Origin of the sequence: Pseudomonas syringae pv. coryli str. NCPPB 4273, from assembly GCF_000972175.1 — a bacterium.
In the GTDB taxonomy this organism is placed as follows: domain Bacteria; phylum Pseudomonadota; class Gammaproteobacteria; order Pseudomonadales; family Pseudomonadaceae; genus Aquipseudomonas; species Aquipseudomonas syringae.
The window spans coordinates 1-15,915 of the sequence record NZ_AWQP01000019.1 but is presented as its reverse complement, the minus strand read 5'-3'; the positions used below and the strand labels follow the sequence as shown (position 1 = coordinate 15,915).

The 15,915-nt window shown below is 60.3% G+C and carries 13 protein-coding genes and 1 riboswitch; of the genes, 8 read left to right on the top strand and 5 right to left on the bottom strand.

The window, feature by feature from the left end:
- Nucleotides 1-17: 17 nt before the first annotated feature.
- Complete coding sequence (locus tag P406_RS09230) at nucleotides 18-1,475, top strand: GntT/GntP/DsdX family permease (protein WP_046236025.1); 1,458 nt, start codon at nucleotides 18-20, stop codon at nucleotides 1,473-1,475.
- A gap of 22 nt (nucleotides 1,476-1,497) precedes the next feature.
- The gene (gene otnI / locus P406_RS09225; protein WP_046236024.1) at nucleotides 1,498-2,283 is read left to right on the top strand and encodes a 2-oxo-tetronate isomerase; all 786 of its coding nucleotides are present in this window, start codon (nucleotides 1,498-1,500) and stop codon (nucleotides 2,281-2,283) included.
- 184 nt (nucleotides 2,284-2,467) lie between these two features.
- Here otnI and P406_RS09220 read toward each other — a convergent pair whose 3' ends face one another.
- Nucleotides 2,468-2,863 carry an acyl-CoA thioesterase gene (locus P406_RS09220; RefSeq protein WP_003414326.1) on the bottom strand — a complete coding sequence of 132 codons (396 nt, stop codon included), beginning with the start codon at nucleotides 2,861-2,863 and terminating at the stop codon, nucleotides 2,468-2,470.
- A 220-nt stretch (nucleotides 2,864-3,083) separates the two neighbouring features.
- Nucleotides 3,084-3,194, top strand: a riboswitch (S-adenosyl-L-homocysteine riboswitch).
- A gap of 23 nt (nucleotides 3,195-3,217) precedes the next feature.
- Here P406_RS09220 and ahcY point away from each other — a divergent pair.
- The 3 genes from ahcY (at nucleotide 3,218) to rhlE2 (ending at nucleotide 7,824) form a co-directional block, all read left to right on the top strand.
- Nucleotides 3,218-4,627 (top strand): adenosylhomocysteinase, encoded by a 1,410-nt coding sequence (gene ahcY / locus P406_RS09215; protein ID WP_003392259.1) that lies wholly within the window; start codon nucleotides 3,218-3,220, stop codon nucleotides 4,625-4,627.
- A gap of 150 nt (nucleotides 4,628-4,777) precedes the next feature.
- Nucleotides 4,778-5,623: a methylenetetrahydrofolate reductase [NAD(P)H] gene (gene metF / locus P406_RS09210; protein ID WP_046236023.1), complete on the top strand. Its 846-nt coding sequence runs from the start codon at nucleotides 4,778-4,780 to the stop codon at nucleotides 5,621-5,623.
- A gap of 311 nt (nucleotides 5,624-5,934) precedes the next feature.
- Complete coding sequence (gene rhlE2, locus P406_RS09205; RefSeq protein WP_003316710.1) at nucleotides 5,935-7,824, top strand: RNA helicase RhlE2; 1,890 nt, start codon at nucleotides 5,935-5,937, stop codon at nucleotides 7,822-7,824.
- Between the two features lie 393 nt (nucleotides 7,825-8,217).
- On the opposite strand, the gene P406_RS09200 is transcribed toward rhlE2, so the two are convergent.
- The 3 genes from P406_RS09200 to P406_RS09190 all read right to left on the bottom strand — a co-directional run bounded on the left by P406_RS09200 (nucleotide 8,218) and on the right by P406_RS09190 (nucleotide 11,605).
- Complete coding sequence (locus P406_RS09200; RefSeq protein ID WP_046236022.1) at nucleotides 8,218-8,796, bottom strand: YceI family protein; 579 nt, start codon at nucleotides 8,794-8,796, stop codon at nucleotides 8,218-8,220.
- 28 nt (nucleotides 8,797-8,824) lie between these two features.
- Entirely contained in the window at nucleotides 8,825-9,373 is a 549-nt protein-coding gene (locus P406_RS09195) for a cytochrome b (RefSeq protein WP_011266415.1), read from the bottom strand.
- A 357-nt stretch (nucleotides 9,374-9,730) separates the two neighbouring features.
- Nucleotides 9,731-11,605, bottom strand: coding sequence for a flavin monoamine oxidase family protein (locus P406_RS09190; protein ID WP_046236021.1), 1,875 nt, complete (start codon nucleotides 11,603-11,605; stop codon nucleotides 9,731-9,733).
- Nucleotides 11,606-11,814: 209 nt separating this feature from the next.
- On the opposite strand from P406_RS09190, the gene P406_RS09185 reads away from it, so the two are divergent.
- Nucleotides 11,815-13,221 (top strand): adenosylmethionine--8-amino-7-oxononanoate transaminase, encoded by a 1,407-nt coding sequence (locus P406_RS09185; RefSeq protein WP_046236020.1) that lies wholly within the window; start codon nucleotides 11,815-11,817, stop codon nucleotides 13,219-13,221.
- 134 nt (nucleotides 13,222-13,355) lie between these two features.
- The gene (locus tag P406_RS09180) at nucleotides 13,356-14,075 is read left to right on the top strand and encodes a 16S rRNA (uracil(1498)-N(3))-methyltransferase (protein ID WP_046236019.1); all 720 of its coding nucleotides are present in this window, start codon (nucleotides 13,356-13,358) and stop codon (nucleotides 14,073-14,075) included.
- A 106-nt stretch (nucleotides 14,076-14,181) separates the two neighbouring features.
- Here P406_RS09180 and trhA read toward each other — a convergent pair whose 3' ends face one another.
- The gene (trhA, locus tag P406_RS09175) at nucleotides 14,182-14,796 is read right to left on the bottom strand and encodes a PAQR family membrane homeostasis protein TrhA (protein WP_046236018.1); all 615 of its coding nucleotides are present in this window, start codon (nucleotides 14,794-14,796) and stop codon (nucleotides 14,182-14,184) included.
- A 156-nt stretch (nucleotides 14,797-14,952) separates the two neighbouring features.
- Between trhA and P406_RS09170 the strand changes: the two genes are divergently transcribed.
- Nucleotides 14,953-15,879: a LysR family transcriptional regulator gene (locus P406_RS09170; RefSeq protein ID WP_046236017.1), complete on the top strand. Its 927-nt coding sequence runs from the start codon at nucleotides 14,953-14,955 to the stop codon at nucleotides 15,877-15,879.
- Nucleotides 15,880-15,915: the final 36 nt, after the last annotated feature.

Below are 15,915 nucleotides of genomic sequence, written 5' to 3'. Positions count from 1 at the left end.
GACCGGAGTGCACGGGCATGACGCCGCTCATGTTGATGGTCGTGGCCGGTGCGGGCATCGCACTGCTGTTGTTTCTGGTGCTCAAGTACAAATTCCAGCCCTTTGTCGCCCTGATGCTGGTCAGCATTATCGTGGCGCTGGTCGCCGGTGTTAAACCGGCCGACCTGGTTGCCACCATCGAAGGCGGCATGGGCAAGACGCTCGGCCATATCGCGATCATCATCGCCCTGGGCGCAATGATCGGGCGCATCATCGAGCTGTCCGGCGGGGCCGAAGCGCTGGCCAAGACCCTGATCAACCGCTTCGGCAACAGACGCACGCCACTGGCGCTGACCGTTGCCGGCTTCATGGTCGGTATTCCGGTGTTCTTCGAGGTCGGCGTGATCATTCTCATGCCGCTGGCCTACGGTGTCGCACGGGCGGCACGCAAGCCGCTGCTGATTTTCGCGCTGCCGATGTGCGCCGCACTGCTCGCCGTGCATGCGTTTCTGCCGCCGCATCCTGGCGCTGTCGCCGCCGCCAGCCAGTTGGGCGCGGACCTGGGCCGGGTACTGATGCTGGGCATTCCGATCGTTGCCGTGCTGTGCATGATCGGCTACTTCGTCGCGGGTCGCATGACCCGCAAGACTTACCCGATGACCGATGACATCCGTGCCGAAGTCTATGGCCCGCATGTGACCAACGAAGATCTGGAAGCCTGGGCGCGCAACGATTATTCCGCTGTGCGTGAAGCGACCGAAACCCGAACAATGGGCGTCGAAGAGAGCGCCAGCAGCCTGGCAAGCAAGCTGCCGCCCGCGCCCGCACCGGGTTTCGGACTGATCATCGCGCTGATCCTGCTGCCGATCGTGCTGATTCTGATGGGCACGCTGGCCACCACCATGCTGCCAGCAACGTCCACGCTGCGCGCGGTGCTGACCGTGCTGGGCGCGCCTCTGGTTGCGCTGCTGATCGATACCCTGCTGTGCGCCTGGCTGCTGGGCTCACGTCGCGGCTGGAGCCGTACCCAGGTGTCCGATGTGATCGGCTCGGCCTTGCCGGGTGTCGCGATGGTGATCCTGATTGCAGGCGCCGGTGGCGTATTCGGCAAGGTGCTGGTCGACACCGGCATTGGTGCCGTGGTTTCCGAAGCGCTGCGCAACACCGGTCTGCCGGTACTTGCGCTGGGCTTCCTGTTGACCCTGCTGCTGCGCGCCGTTCAGGGCTCGACCACCGTTGCACTGGTCACCACCGCAGGCATTCTCAGCCCGCTGATCGCCACGCTGGACCTGAGCGCCAATCACCTGGCCCTGCTGTGTCTGGCCATGGGCGGTGGCGGTCTGGCCATGTCGCACATCAACGATGCCGGTTACTGGATGTTCACCAAGCTGGCGGGCCTCAACGTCGCCGACGGCTTGCGCACCTGGACCGTACTGGTCACGCTGCTGGGCACACTGGGCTTCGTGATCACCCTGCTGCTTTGGCCATTCGTCTGACCTTTTGAAGACTGGAGTTAACATGCCTCGTTTTGCCGCCAACCTCAGCATGCTGTACCCGCAGCATGATTTTCTTGAGCGCTTTGCCGCAGCCGCTGCCGATGGTTTCGGCGCGGTCGAGTACCTGTTCCCCTACGCCTACAGCACTCAGGAGCTCAAGCAGCGCCTGAGCGACAACGGTCTGGTGCAGGCGCTGTTTAATGCCCCGCCGGGCGACTGGGAGGCAGGCGAGCGAGGCATTGCCACGCTGCCGGGCCGTGAAGCGGAATTTCGCAGCGGTATCGAGCGGGCCCTGGAATATGCGCAGGTGCTGGGCAATGACCGTGTGCACGTCATGGCCGGCCTGCTGCCCAATGAAGGGTTGCGTGAGCGTCATCAGGCGGTCTACCTGGAAAACCTGGCGTTCGCGGCTGAGCACGCCAAGGGCGCAGGCGTCACGATTCTGATCGAGCCGATCAACACCCGCGACATGCCGGGCTTCTTCCTCAATCGTCAGGATCAGGCGCAGGATATCTGCAAGCTGGTGGGCGCCGACAACCTGAAAGTGCAGTTCGACTGCTACCACTGCCAGATCGTCGAAGGCGACCTGACCAGCAAACTGCGTCGTGACTTTGCAGGCATCGGCCACATCCAGATCGCCGGGGTACCGGATCGCCATGAGCCGGACCTGGGCGAACTGAACTACGAGCACCTGTTCAACGTCATCGACGAGCTGGGCTACAGCGGCTGGATCGGCTGCGAATATCGCCCGAAAGGCGATACCAGCGCGGGTCTGGCGTGGTTGCGCGCGTTACAAGCCAAGGGCTGAACCCTGCTTTTATGGATGACGCGGAGCGTCATGAACGGCATTCCCACGCGGAGCGTGAGGAACGATCATTCTGTAACTGTCGTGCCCATGCACGGCAGGTTTACGCAAGAACACTATCGTGCCCATGCTCCGCGTGGGCATGCTGTTCTGGACGCTCCGCGTCCGATGTTCAGCGACCTGAGCGTCAGTCCTCTTCGTCGAACTGGTCCTTGATGTAGCGGATTTCAGTCCGGCCATGCGGCGCAGGCTGGCCGTCTTCGTCGAGGTTGACGAAGACAATCTTGTCGACGGTCAGAATGCTCTTGCGGGTGATCTTGTTGCGCACCTGGCATTTGAGGGTGATCGAGGTGCGACCGAATTCTGTGGCGGTGATGCCCAGCTCTATGATGTCGCCCTGACGCGAGGCACTGACGAAGTTGATTTCAGAGATGTACTTGGTGACCACCCGCTGATTACCCAGTTGAACGATCGCGTAGATCGCCGCCTCTTCATCGATCCAGCGCAGCAGGCTGCCACCGAACAACGTGCCGTTGGGGTTGAGGTCTTCGGGCTTTACCCACTTGCGGGTGTGGAAATTCATGGTCACTCCTGAGCGTCTGGCCGATGGATAGCTGCATGATGGCAGAGCCGGCGACCCGCGCCCATGCCTGCATCATAGCGACTGTGCATCGACCCTATTACAGACAGATGGCAATTGGATGGCCTTTAAACCGACAGAAAGCCTTGGGAAGAATCGCGAGCACCGCTATACTGCCAAACGTTTCAAAACGGTCATCTACGCTTGATACCGTTCCCGCCACCTGTCCGAGGGGCGCTGCAGCAGGTTTTCCCTGTCAGGCTCGGATGGGGCGTTGTTTGCCAGGACGATCCTCGACCGGCAAACCTTAAACGCACAACGGCGCCCATTCGCATTTTTATGGAATGGAGACTCTCAATGAGTGCTGTAATGACGCCCGCAGAATTCAATGACTACAAGGTTGCTGATATTTCCCTGGCCGCATGGGGCCGCCGCGAAACCATCATCGCCGAATCCGAAATGCCTGCCCTGATGGGTCTGCGTCGCAAATACGCTGGTGATCAGCCGCTGAAAGGCGCGAAGATTCTCGGCTGCATCCACATGACCATTCAGACCGCCGTACTGATCGAAACCCTGGTTGCCCTGGGTGCCGAAGTTCGCTGGTCGTCGTGCAACATTTTCTCCACTCAGGACCAGGCTGCTGCGGCCATCGCTGCTGCCGGCATTCCTGTGTTCGCCTGGAAAGGCGAAACCGAAGAAGAGTACGAGTGGTGCATCGAGCAGACCATCCTCAAGGATGGCCAGCCATGGGACGCCAACATGATCCTCGACGACGGCGGCGACCTGACCGAGATCATTCACAAGAAATACCCGGCGATGCTGGACAAGATCCACGGTGTCACCGAAGAAACCACCACTGGCGTGCACCGCCTGCTGGACATGCTGGCCAAGGGCGAGCTGAAAATCCCGGCCATCAACGTCAACGACTCGGTGACCAAGAGCAAGAACGACAACAAGTACGGCTGCCGTCACAGCCTGAACGACGCCATCAAGCGCGGCACCGACCACTTGCTGTCCGGCAAGCAGGCGCTGGTGATCGGCTACGGTGACGTGGGCAAGGGCTCGGCCCAGTCCCTGCGTCAGGAAGGCATGATCGTCAAAGTGACCGAAGTTGACCCGATCTGCGCCATGCAGGCCTGCATGGACGGTTTCGAGCTGGTTTCGCCGTTCATCGACGGTGAAAACGACGGCACCGAAGCGAGCATCGACAAGGCCCTGCTGGGCAAGATCGACCTGATCGTGACCACCACCGGTAACGTCAACGTTTGCGACTCCAACATGCTCAAGGCGCTGAAAAAGCGTGCTGTGGTGTGCAACATCGGTCACTTCGACAACGAAATCGACACCGCTTTCATGCGCAAGAACTGGGCATGGGAAGAAGTGAAGCCACAGGTTCACAAGATCCATCGTACCGGCCCAGGTTCGTTCGACGCACAGAACGACGACTACCTGATTCTGCTGGCCGAAGGCCGTCTGGTAAACCTGGGCAACGCCACTGGCCACCCAAGCCGCATCATGGATGGCTCGTTCGCCAACCAGGTTCTGGCGCAGATCTTCCTCTTCGAGCAGAAGTACGCCGACCTGGCACCGGCCAAGAAAGCCGAGCGTCTGACCGTTGAAGTACTGCCGAAGAAACTCGACGAAGAAGTGGCCCTGGAAATGGTCCGCGGCTTCGGTGGCGTTGTGACCAAGCTGACCAAGACCCAGGCCGATTACATCGGCGTGACCGTCGAAGGTCCGTTCAAGCCAGACGCTTATCGCTACTGATTGAGCCGGTTCGATCCGCTTCTTACGCAGAAGCGGATCGAGCGTCATCAGCCATCACCGGCAGCGCTCGCTACGCCGGTGATGTTCAGTATCTGAAGGTCGCCCCGACCTTTTCGCGAACACGTTCGCTCCTACGACGAGATCGGCTCCATGTCTCAAGAACGCCGCTTCAGCTTCGAGTTCTTTCCTACCAAAACCGACACTGGACACGAAAAGCTGCTGACCGTCGCTCGTCAGTTGGCCACGTACAACCCCGATTTTTTCTCCTGCACCTATGGTGCCGGTGGCTCGACCCGCGACCGCACGCTCAATACCGTGCTACAGCTGGAAAACGAGATCAAAGTCCCTGCTGCGCCGCATTTGTCCTGCGTGGGCGACAGCAAGGACGACCTGCGCAACCTGTTGGCGCAGTACAAGGATGCGGGCATCAAACGCATCGTGGCACTGCGCGGCGACCTGCCTTCGGGCATGGGCATGGCCAGCGGTGAGCTGCGTCACGCCAATGACCTGGTGAGCTTCATTCGCCAGGAAAGCGGCAGCCATTTCCATATCGAAGTTGCCGCCTACCCGGAAATGCATCCGCAAGCGCGCAATTTCGAAGACGACCTCAAGCACTTCGTCAACAAGGCCAATGCCGGCGCCGACAGTGCGATCACTCAGTACTTCTTCAACGCCGACAGCTATTTCAACTTCGTCGAGCGTGTCGAGAAGATGGGCGTCAGCATTCCGATCGTGCCGGGCATCATGCCGATCACCAACTACAGCAAGCTGGCGCGCTTCTCGGATGCCTGCGGTGCGGAAATCCCGCGCTGGATCCGTAAACAGCTGGAAGCCTACGGCGATGACGTGCAAAGCATCCAGGCGTTCGGCGAAGAAGTCATCACGCAGATGTGCGAACGACTGCTGCAAGGCGGCGCCCCCGGTCTGCACTTCTACACGCTGAACCAGGCAGAACCGAGCCTGGCGGTGTGGAACAACCTGCAACTGCCGCGCTGAAAACGGCTGCGGCACCGCGATCCAACCGGCAGTTTCCGGGGGATCGCGGCCTCATACACCGTTGGGCAGCAGGAAAGCGGCGTATTGCGCTCGCTCTGTTATACTCCAGCCTTCCCGCCAGGCTTACGCCCGGACGCCCGGTCTTGCAATCGTCATCCGTTCACGCCAACAGCGCAATTTTCATCAAGCGCAGACGTCACGGAATGCACTGAAGACCCGGCAGGACCGGACGGGATCGCGTTGTCTTTACACGCCATTCGCGCCAGGCAAGACATCCCTTGAGCTTAAGCTCCAACAGAACAGGATTACTCATGTCCTTTGCTTCCCTCGGTCTCTCCGAGGCTTTAGTCCGCGCCATCGAGGCAGCGGGCTATACCCAGCCTACCCCCGTGCAACAGCGGGCCATTCCCGCCGTGTTGCAAGGTCGCGACCTGATGGTTGCGGCACAGACCGGTACTGGTAAAACCGGTGGTTTCGCCCTCCCTATTCTGGAGCGGCTGTTTCCCAATGGTGTTCCGGACAAATCCCAGCGTCACGGCCCGCGTCAACCACGCGTTCTGGTCCTGACCCCGACCCGCGAACTGGCCGCACAGGTGCACGAGAGCTTCAAGCTCTATGCCCGCGACCTGAAGTTCGTCAGCGCCTGCATCTTCGGCGGCGTCGGCATGAACCCTCAGGTTCAGGCCATGTCCCGTGGTGTGGACGTCCTGGTGGCCTGCCCTGGCCGCCTGCTCGACCTGGCCGGTCAAGGCAGTGTCGACCTCTCCCACGTCGAAATCCTGGTGCTCGATGAAGCAGACCGGATGCTCGACATGGGCTTCGTGCATGACGTCAAGAAGGTCCTCGCGCGGCTGCCGGCCAAGCGTCAGAACCTGCTGTTCTCGGCTACCTTCTCCAATGACATCACGTCGTTGGCTGGCAAGCTGCTGCACAACCCCGAGCGCATCGAAGTCACGCCGCCGAACACCACGGTCGAGCGTATCGAGCAACGGGTTTTCCGCCTGGCAGCCAACCACAAGCGTTCGCTGCTGGCGCACCTGATTACCGTCGGTGCCTGGGAACAGGTGCTGGTCTTCACCCGCACCAAGCACGGCGCCAACCGTCTGGCCGAGTACCTGGACAAGCACGGCCTTGCGGCTGTCGCCATCCACGGCAACAAGAGCCAGAACGCCCGTACCAAGGCACTGGCCGACTTCAAGGCAGGTGATGTACGCATCATGGTCGCGACCGATATCGCCGCACGCGGCCTGGATATCGATCAGTTGCCGCATGTCGTCAACTTCGAGCTGCCCAACGTCGACGAAGACTACGTTCACCGTATCGGTCGGACCGGCCGTGCCGGTCGTTCAGGTGAAGCCATTTCGCTGGTTGCGCCGGACGAAGAGAAGCTGCTCAAAAGCATCGAGCGCATGACCAAGCAGAAGATCGCCGACGGCGACCTGATGGGCTTCGACATCACTGCAGTCGAGGCTGAGAAGCCTGAAGTGCGTGAGCGTCCGGATGTTCGCAACTCGCGTGGCGCACGCCCTGCACGTGGCGATGGCGACAAGAACAACGGTGGTCGTCGCGACAAGGGCAAGGATAAAGGCAAGGAAAAACCTGCTGCTGCCTCCGCCACTGGCGAACGTCCTGCAAGGCAGCCACGCGAAAAAAAACCTCGTGAGGGCACGCCTCGCAGCGAACAGCGTGCATCGCAACCCGCCACACCGCGTCCGGCAGCCGATCGTGCCCCTGACGAGTTCCGTGACGATGAAGTAGACAACTTCGGCAACCGCGCTGACTACGTCAGTCCTTATCAGGGCAAAGGCCAGAACCGTGGTCGTCGCCCTGCTGCCGCGCCTGGCGCAGCCGCACCGGCCGCTGGCGGCGCTGCTCGCCCGGCCAATCCGGGTCGCCCTGCAGGTGGTGCGCGCAACGGCTCGGGCAGTGGCGCGCCAAAGCGCAACGGCTCGGGCTCATCGGCACCCCGCTCGCGCGATGGTCAGCCACGTGGCCGTCGCCCGGCACGTGAAGAGCAACCCTTGCCACGTGAAGGTCAGGAGCCAGTCGCACGCGCACCCCGCGACGGCCAGCCTCAGCCGAAGATCGTGCACAAGGAATCCAAGATCGACCGCTTCCCGTCTGCCGAGCAACTGGACCAGTTGCCAAGCCGTCCACGCGGTGAAAAACCGGCCCTGCTGACCCGCAACCGCGACAGCTGATAGCCACGCAACACTAAAAACGCCCCGACTTGCTCGGGGCGTTTTTGTTTGTTGTATCGATGATCGTCGTGCGAGATGATCGCTCCCGCACTCTGCGTATACGTAAATCTGTTTTTGATTCTGGCCGAAGGCCGTAGGAGCGAACTTGTTCGCGAAGGCTTCAGCTCAGACGATGCATTTTCGGTGAATATACAGGCCCTTTCGCGAACAAGTTCGCTCCCACGCCCTGCGGGCAGAAACCTGAAAGCGCCGTCCTCCGAGCTTTTCAGGGCTTGTATATGAAGATAAGCGCTCCGCGTAGTAGCGCAGCCTTGGACGCTCCGCGTTCGATCCTGGGCAGCACCAACAAAAACGCCGACCCAAGGGTCGGCGTTCTGTCGATCAAGCGTGCAATTACTTCTTCTGTACGCCTTCGAAGCTGATGTCCAGATCCAGCGTCTGCGACGTTGGGCCTGGGCCTTTGATGCCGAAGTCGTTCAGGTTCAGCGTCGAAGTACCGTTGAAGCCGGCACGGTAGCCGCCCCATGGATCCTTGCCTTCGCCGTTGAAGGTTGCCTTGATCACGATTGGCTTGGTCACGCCGTGCAGGGTCAGGTCGCCAGTGACGTCAGCCGTTTTCTCGCCAGTCGATTTGACTGCGGTGGAAACGAATTTGGCCTCAGGGTATTTGGCAACGTCCAGGAAGTCTTTGCTGGAGATGTGTTTGTCGCGCTCAGCGTGGTTGGTGAACAGGCTGGCGGTTTTCAGATCGACATTGATTTTGCTGGCTTCAGGCTTGGCAGCGTCGAAGCTGAACGTGCCGCTCCAGTCCTTGAAGGTACCGTAGATGAAGCTGTAACCCAGGTGGCTGATCTTGAAGTCAACGAATGCGTGTTGACCTTCCTTGTCGATAACGTAGTCGGCAGCCATGGCCTGGCCAGCAGACAACAGTGCGGTACCCAGAGCCAGAGCGGCGAGAGACTTCTTCAACATGCTTTTCTTCCCGTTTTTGGTTGAACAATCAATTACGACCCAGCATACGCTTGAGGGTCACATCGCGATCGATGAAGTGGTGTTTCAATGCAGCAAGACCATGGAGCCCCGCGAATATCACGATGACCCAGGCCAGATACAGGTGAATCCAGCCAGCCGTTTCTGCCTGATCAGGAAGGCCCGAAACCAGCGCGGGCACATCGAACAGGCCGAATATCGGAATCCCCACGCCGTCGGCGGTGGAAATGAGATACCCGGCGAACATGACGGCAAACAGTGCGACGTACAAAAACAGATGGCCGAATGCGGCACCGATGCGCGTCAACTTGCTGTAGCTGGTCAACGGCGGCGGTGGCGGACTGAGCAGACGCCAGACCACGCGGATCAACATGACCGCAAACAGCGTGATGCCGATGCTCTTGTGCAGATCAGGGCCCGCCTTGCGCCACGTATCGTAGTAATCCAGCCCGACCATCCACAGCCCCAGCGCAAACATTCCAAACACGACAGCAGCCACACCCCAGTGCAGCACCATGCTGACCAGACCGTAGCGAGAGGATGAATTACGTAGCTGCATTACCAGTACCTTGTCAGAAGTGTTACCAGACTAGCTTTTTATCTATCGAATGAAAGCGCAAAATTTCGCTCGGACGTATCGAACAATACGATAGGTCTGGTGGGCAGTTCGTACCTCGATTCTGTTGCTTCCCTCAACACCTGAACCTCTGTTCAGCGATGTCAGGCTGTCCGCGCTGCAGCAGCATCCCGATAATTTGCCGTCAGTAACACTTTGCAATGACCATCGGCCTTTCGATACCGATGAACGGCACGATCAGGCCCGACAGGGGCTACCCACAGGGATAGAACGAATCGAGCGCGCATAAAAAAAGGGATGCGGTATGAACCGCATCCCTTTCAGTCAGCCATCGGACGGTCAGTTATTGGCGTCTGCAGGCGCTGCTTCCGCGGGGGTCTTGGCTGGAGCCGGTTTGCTCTGAGCCTTTTTCGCGGCCTCTTTTTTCGCCGCTTCCTTCTTCGCAGCCTCTTTTTTCGCCGCTTCTTTCCTGGCCGCTTCCTTGCTCTGCACTTTCTTCGCAGGCTCGGCCTTGGTCGCCGGCTTCTTCGCTGGCTCGGCTTTTACCGGTGGCTTGGCAGGCTGGACAGCCGGCGCAACCACGGGTGCCGGAGCGGCAGCCGGTACAGGCGCTGGAGCAGGCTCTACAGCTTTCTCTACCGGAGCAGGTGCCGGGGCCGGTTGTTCACCGCCACCGAACAGGCGCGAGAAGAAACCTGGTTTGTCAGCCTGCGGCTTGGCAGGTTCAGCCGGCTTGTCGGAGGAGCCGCCGAACAGGTTGCTGAAGAAATTACCTTCGGACTTCTGCGAAGCAGGGGCCGGTGCTTTCGGCGGTGCAACCTTGACCGGTTCGAACGACTTGCCAGCGGCCAGATCCTGCACCTGACCGGCTGCACGCTGACCACTGCGCAGGGCGCCTTCCAGAGTGCCGGGGTACAAGGTGTCGGTGTGCTCGCCAGCAAAGGCTACACGCAGAATCGGCCGTTCCCACAAGCGCCAGTATTTGCTGATCTGGCCGGGACCGAATGCCAGGTAAGAGCCGCCGGTGGACGGATCGACGCTGTAGCGGCGGATTTCATAGCCGGTGTACGCACCGCGTGCCTCAGGGTAGAACGCATGCAGACGGATCAGCACCTGATCGACCATCTGCTTGTCACCGAAGGCCTGCATGATGCGCGCGTTGTCGCCAGACAGGTTGATCACCACGTTGGCGCCACCTTTAAGCGCCGGCTCGACCCACAACATGCCCAGACCGGTGTTACTGAACACTTCACCGGACATGCGCGCCTTGCTGTCCCAGACCGGAGTCTTGAACTTGAGCATGATCTGATCGCGCCAGCCGTAGTTGGTGCTCTTGATCGCGCCCATGTGCTGCGCGTCCAGTGCAGGCGTCATCTGGATCTTGCCCAGCGAACGCAACGGCACGGCCATCACTACATAGTCTGCTGTGTAGCTGGTGGCGCCAGCCTTGACCGTGACCTTGTCCTTCTCTTGAATGACTGCCGTCACCGGCGAGTTGGTCTTGACGGTCTTGAGTTGCTTGACGAACGCCTGGGTCAGCACCGCACTGCCACCGGGCAGGCGCGCAGCACGCAAGTCACGCTCGTCGACCGAGCGATACACCCGCGATTGCTGGGCGAGGTACAGCAGCGACAGGCGCGAAGGCTCGTCGTAGCGGGTACGGATCTGCTGATTGATCAACTGACGCGCCGTGACAGGCAGGTTCAGGCGGTCCAGCCAGTTGGCGACGTTGATCTGGTCGAGCGCAAACAGCGTGCTGTTGGACGCCGGGTTTTCCGGGTCATCAACCGAACGCGCGAGGTTGTCCAGGGTGTCGTTGTAGCGCTTGATGGCTTCGGCGGTCGCCGGCTGTTTGACGGCCAGGTCAGCCTGGGTGAAGTACACGCCGTCGATCAGGTAGCTGGGCGTGCGCACGAATTCAGGCGCGGGCACGGTCGTCAGCTTGAAGCTGTCCAGGTAGCGGTTCAGCACAGGCTGAGCCTTGGTGTTGCCGATCCACTCGCTGGTCGCCAGACCGGAGCGTCCGCCCAGGCTCGGTTTGGCTTCCAGCACCGTCACCTGCCAGCCTTTGGCCTGCAGTTCATAGGCAGCAGTCAAACCTGCCAGACCACCACCGACGACAATGGCGGTTCGTTGTTTTTCATCGGCGAGCGTCGAAACGCTGACCAACCCTGCCACTATCAGCGCACAGGCGCGCAGCCAACCAGAAAGCATTCGGCGAACTCCAGAAAACATAGGGAAGATAGGGCAAGTCAGCCCGACACATCGACTCGCTGCGCAGGATACGCGAGCCATCAAATAGCCGCCAGCAATGTCCATCGACCGTTAAAACTGCATCAAAGGTTGTTCCGCAGCCGGGCATTGCATAGGCTTGCGCGATTGTTCGTCCTCGCATCAGGCGAGTCGCTACCCGGAGATTGAAAATGGGCCTCAATGACCAGTGGATGCAGCGTGACCTGAAGGTCCTGTGGCACCCCTGCACCCAGATGAAAGACCACGAAAATCTGCCGTTGATACCGATCAAGCGTGGTGAAGGCGTATGGCTTGAAGACTTCGAGGGCAAGCGTTATCTGGACGCTGTCAGCTCCTGGTGGGTCAACGTTTTCGGACACGCCAACCCGCGCATCAATCAGCGCATCAAGGACCAGGTCGACCAGCTCGAGCACGTGATCCTCGCCGGTTTCAGCCATCAGCCGGTGATCGAGCTGTCCGAACGGCTGGTCAAACTCACGCCTGACGGCCTGACCCGCTGCTTCTACGCCGATAACGGCTCATCGTGCATCGAAGTCGCGCTGAAAATGAGCTTTCACTACTGGCTCAATCGCGGCCAGCCGGACAAGAAACGCTTCGTCACCCTGACCAACAGCTACCACGGCGAGACCATGGCGGCGATGTCGGTCGGTGACGTGCCGCTGTTCACCGAAACCTACAAGGCGCTGCTGCTCGACACCATCAAGGTGCCGAGCCCCGATTGCTACCACCGCCCGGACGGCATGAGCTGGGAAGAGCATTCGCGCAACATGTTCGCCGCCATGGAGCAGACCCTCTCCGAGCACCACGCCAGCGTCGCGGCAGTGATCGTCGAACCGCTGATCCAGGGCGCGGGCGGCATGCGCATGTATCACCCGATCTACCTCAAGCTGCTGCGCGACGCCTGCGACCGCTATGGCGTGCACCTGATCCACGATGAAATCGCCGTCGGTTTCGGCCGTACCGGAACCATGTTCGCCTGCGAACAGGCCGGCATTCGTCCGGACTTCCTGTGCCTGTCCAAGGCGCTGACCGGTGGCTACCTGCCGCTGGCCGCCTGCCTGACCACCGATGATGTGTACGACGCGTTCTACGACGACTACCCGACCCTGCGTGCGTTTCTGCACTCGCACAGTTACACCGGCAACCCGCTGGCCTGTGCGGCGGCGCTGGCGACCCTGGATATCTTCGAGCAGGACAACGTCATCGAGAACAATAAGGCCCTGGCGCAACGCATGGCGACGGCCACTGCGCATCTGGTCGATCATCCGCACGTCGCGGAAGTGCGTCAGACCGGCATGGCCATCGCCATTGAAATGGTTCAGGACAAGGCCACCAAGACCGCCTACCCGTGGCAGGAACGCCGCGGCATGAAAGTCTTCCAGCACGCACTGGAGCGTGGCGCACTGCTGCGGCCACTGGGCAGTGTGGTGTATTTCCTGCCGCCGTATGTGATCACGCCGGAGCAGATCGACTTCCTCGCCGAGGTGGCCAGCGAAGGTATTGATATCGCGACACGCAGCAGTGTCAGTGTTGCCGTGCGCGAGAACTTTCATCCGGATTTCAGGGATCCGGGTTAAGGGCTAGAACTGAATGCAGCCGGACTGGCGCCTTCGCGAGCAAGCTCGCTCCCACTGGCAGGGGCCTGTCCGGGCGACCTTCGTTTGCTCGCGAATGCGTCATCCCAAAACGAACACTGGAACCGAGACACACCATGAGACTGTCGCGCTTTTTTACTGAAACGCCGCTGAGTCTGGGCGAGCATGAACTGCCTGAGGCCCAGGCGCATTACATCAGCCGCGTGCTGCGCATGACCGAAGGTGACGCGCTGCAACTGTTCGACGGGTCGGGCCAGGAGTTTCGCGGCACCTTGCTGGAAGTCGGCAAGAAGCGCGTGCATGTGCAGCTCACTGAAAGCTTCGCGGGCCAGGTGGAGTCAGGCCTGCGCATTCATCTCGGTCAGGGCCTGTCGCGCGGCGAGCGGATGGACTGGGCCATTCAAAAGGCCACCGAGCTGGGCGTCAGCGAAATCACACCGATTGTCAGCGAACGCTGCGAGGTGCGCCTGAAAGACGAGCGTGCCGAGAAGCGTCAGGCGCACTGGCAGCAGATCGCAATCAGCGCCTGCGAGCAATGTGGTCGCTCCGTGGTGCCGGTGATTCATGCGCCGATGCCGCTGGCCGAGTGGATCAAGCACACCGAGGCCGACCTGAAACTGGTGCTGCACCCGGTGGCCGAACCCCTGACCAGCCATGACAAGCCCGCCAGCCTGGCCTTTCTGATTGGTCCGGAAGGCGGTCTGAACGATGCGGAAGTCGCCCAGGCGCAAGACGCCGACTTCCACGCCGCACGCCTCGGCCCGCGCGTGCTGCGCACTGAAACCGCTCCCGTGGTCGCGCTCAGCGTGGCGCAACAGCTGTGGGGCGATTTTTGATCATTTGATGCGTCCTCAAACGCGCTGCACGCTCAGAGTCAGACACCGGCTCGCTCCCACAAGGATTTGCATTTACACAGCCATTGACGCCTGAACCTGGCCACTTTCACAGCACATAAAAACAAATCGCCACGAAGTGCATCAAACTGCCGCCGATGACGAACAGGTGCCAGATGCCGTGAAAGTGGCGGATCTGGTCGTAGGCGAAGAACAGGATGCCGACGGTGTACAGCACGCCGCCTCCGGCCAGCCAGATGAAACCCGATACACCGAGCGCAGCCAGCAGTGGCTTGACGGCCACTAGCACGATCCAGCCCATCACCGCGTAGATCACGATGGACATGATGCGCGCTTCGGAGCGCGGTTTTATCTCTTGCAGGATGCCGATCAGCGCCAGCACCCAGACAATTCCGAACAGGGTCCAGCCCCACGCACCGCGTAATGTCACCAGACAGAACGGGGTGTAGCTGCCGGCAATCATCAGATAGATCGAAAAATGATCGACCTTCTGCATGATCGATTTCGAGCGTCCCTTGACGCTGTGGTAGACCGTCGAGACGCTGTACAGCGTCACCAGACACACACCATAAATGGCCATGCTGACCACTTTCCAGACATCACCATGCAGACACGCCATGACCAATAACCAGATCGCACCGACGGCCGCCAGTACGGCGCCAACCAGGTGCGACCAGGCGTTGAATTTTTCTCCGTAGTACATCCGCTCAATACCCCTCTCAATGGCGAAAACACTGGAAACAGAGACTCCGGGTTATTGAAACAAACCGCAACACCTGTGTCAGTGACGGATATTTTAAGCAGCTATCGACGCATGAGTTGTGCACAATCAGCGCACCTCAACCATAAGCGCCACGACATGCAGATCGATGACGAACTGACGCTCAAGAAACTGGAAATATTCCTGGCCTTCATGCGCACCGGCAATCTGGCGCGGGCGGCGGAGGAGCTGCAGACCAGTAACGTCAGCGTGCACCGCGCCATTCACTCGCTGGAAAGCGCGCTGCGTTGCCCGTTGTTCAAGCACGAGGGACGCAACCTGACGCCGCTGGAAAGCGCGTATGTGCTGGAAGAACGAGCACAGAAACTGATCCAGGATGTGCTGGCCACGGTAGAGCTGACGCGTCAGGCAGCAGGCTTTTCAGCGGCGCGGTTTCGGCTGGGGGCGTTGTATTCGCTGACGGTCAAGACGGTGCCGCAGTTGATCATGGGCCTGAAGATCCGCCGCAGCGAGCTGAATATCGACCTGATTCTGGGCTCGAACATGGACCTGCTCTACAAGCTCAAGAACATGGAAGTCGATGCGATGCTGGTGTCGCTGGATGAAAGCACCCATGACCCGGACTGCGAGCACCTGGCGCTGTTTTCCGATGACATCTTTCTCGCCGTCCCTACCGACTCACCGTTCGCCGAACACCCTGAAGTGGACCTGGGCGACCTGCGCGAAGCGACCTTCATCACCCTGACCCAAGGCTTCGCCACGCACCGCGACGGGATCCGGGTGTTTCAGCAGGCCGGTTTCGAGCCCAAGGTGGCGATGCAGGTCAATGACATCTTCACCCTGCTGAGCATGGTCAGCTCCGGCGTCGGCTATGCACTGCTGCCGGGAAGAATCGCCGCGGTCTATGAAAACCGCGTGCGCCTGATTCCGTTGCAGAGCCGCTACCGGATGCAGCAACACATCGGCATTGTTTTTCTCAAATCCAAACAGCGCGATCCCAACCTGCTCGCGCTGTTGGCCGAGTGCCGGATGTACACCAACCGGCTGCTGGAACAGACGACCTGACCTAGGCTCTGTACAAAAAGTCGGCGAGCGAAGGTC

Bases quoted from the DNA above. Each gene is read 5' to 3' on its own strand.
- P406_RS09230 (WP_046236025.1), top strand. From the start codon at position 18: ATGACGCCGCTCATGTTGATGGTCGTGGCCGGTGCGGGCATCGCACTG.
- otnI (WP_046236024.1), top strand. From the start codon at position 1,498: ATGCCTCGTTTTGCCGCCAACCTCAGCATGCTGTACCCGCAGCATGAT.
- P406_RS09220 (WP_003414326.1), bottom strand. From the start codon at position 2,863: ATGAATTTCCACACCCGCAAGTGGGTAAAGCCCGAAGACCTCAACCCC.
- ahcY (WP_003392259.1), top strand. From the start codon at position 3,218: ATGAGTGCTGTAATGACGCCCGCAGAATTCAATGACTACAAGGTTGCT.
- metF (WP_046236023.1), top strand. From the start codon at position 4,778: ATGTCTCAAGAACGCCGCTTCAGCTTCGAGTTCTTTCCTACCAAAACC.
- rhlE2 (WP_003316710.1), top strand. From the start codon at position 5,935: ATGTCCTTTGCTTCCCTCGGTCTCTCCGAGGCTTTAGTCCGCGCCATC.
- P406_RS09200 (WP_046236022.1), bottom strand. From the start codon at position 8,796: ATGTTGAAGAAGTCTCTCGCCGCTCTGGCTCTGGGTACCGCACTGTTG.
- P406_RS09195 (WP_011266415.1), bottom strand. From the start codon at position 9,373: ATGCAGCTACGTAATTCATCCTCTCGCTACGGTCTGGTCAGCATGGTG.
- P406_RS09190 (WP_046236021.1), bottom strand. From the start codon at position 11,605: ATGCTTTCTGGTTGGCTGCGCGCCTGTGCGCTGATAGTGGCAGGGTTG.
- P406_RS09185 (WP_046236020.1), top strand. From the start codon at position 11,815: ATGGGCCTCAATGACCAGTGGATGCAGCGTGACCTGAAGGTCCTGTGG.
- P406_RS09180 (WP_046236019.1), top strand. From the start codon at position 13,356: ATGAGACTGTCGCGCTTTTTTACTGAAACGCCGCTGAGTCTGGGCGAG.
- trhA (WP_046236018.1), bottom strand. From the start codon at position 14,796: ATGTACTACGGAGAAAAATTCAACGCCTGGTCGCACCTGGTTGGCGCC.
- P406_RS09170 (WP_046236017.1), top strand. From the start codon at position 14,953: ATGCAGATCGATGACGAACTGACGCTCAAGAAACTGGAAATATTCCTG.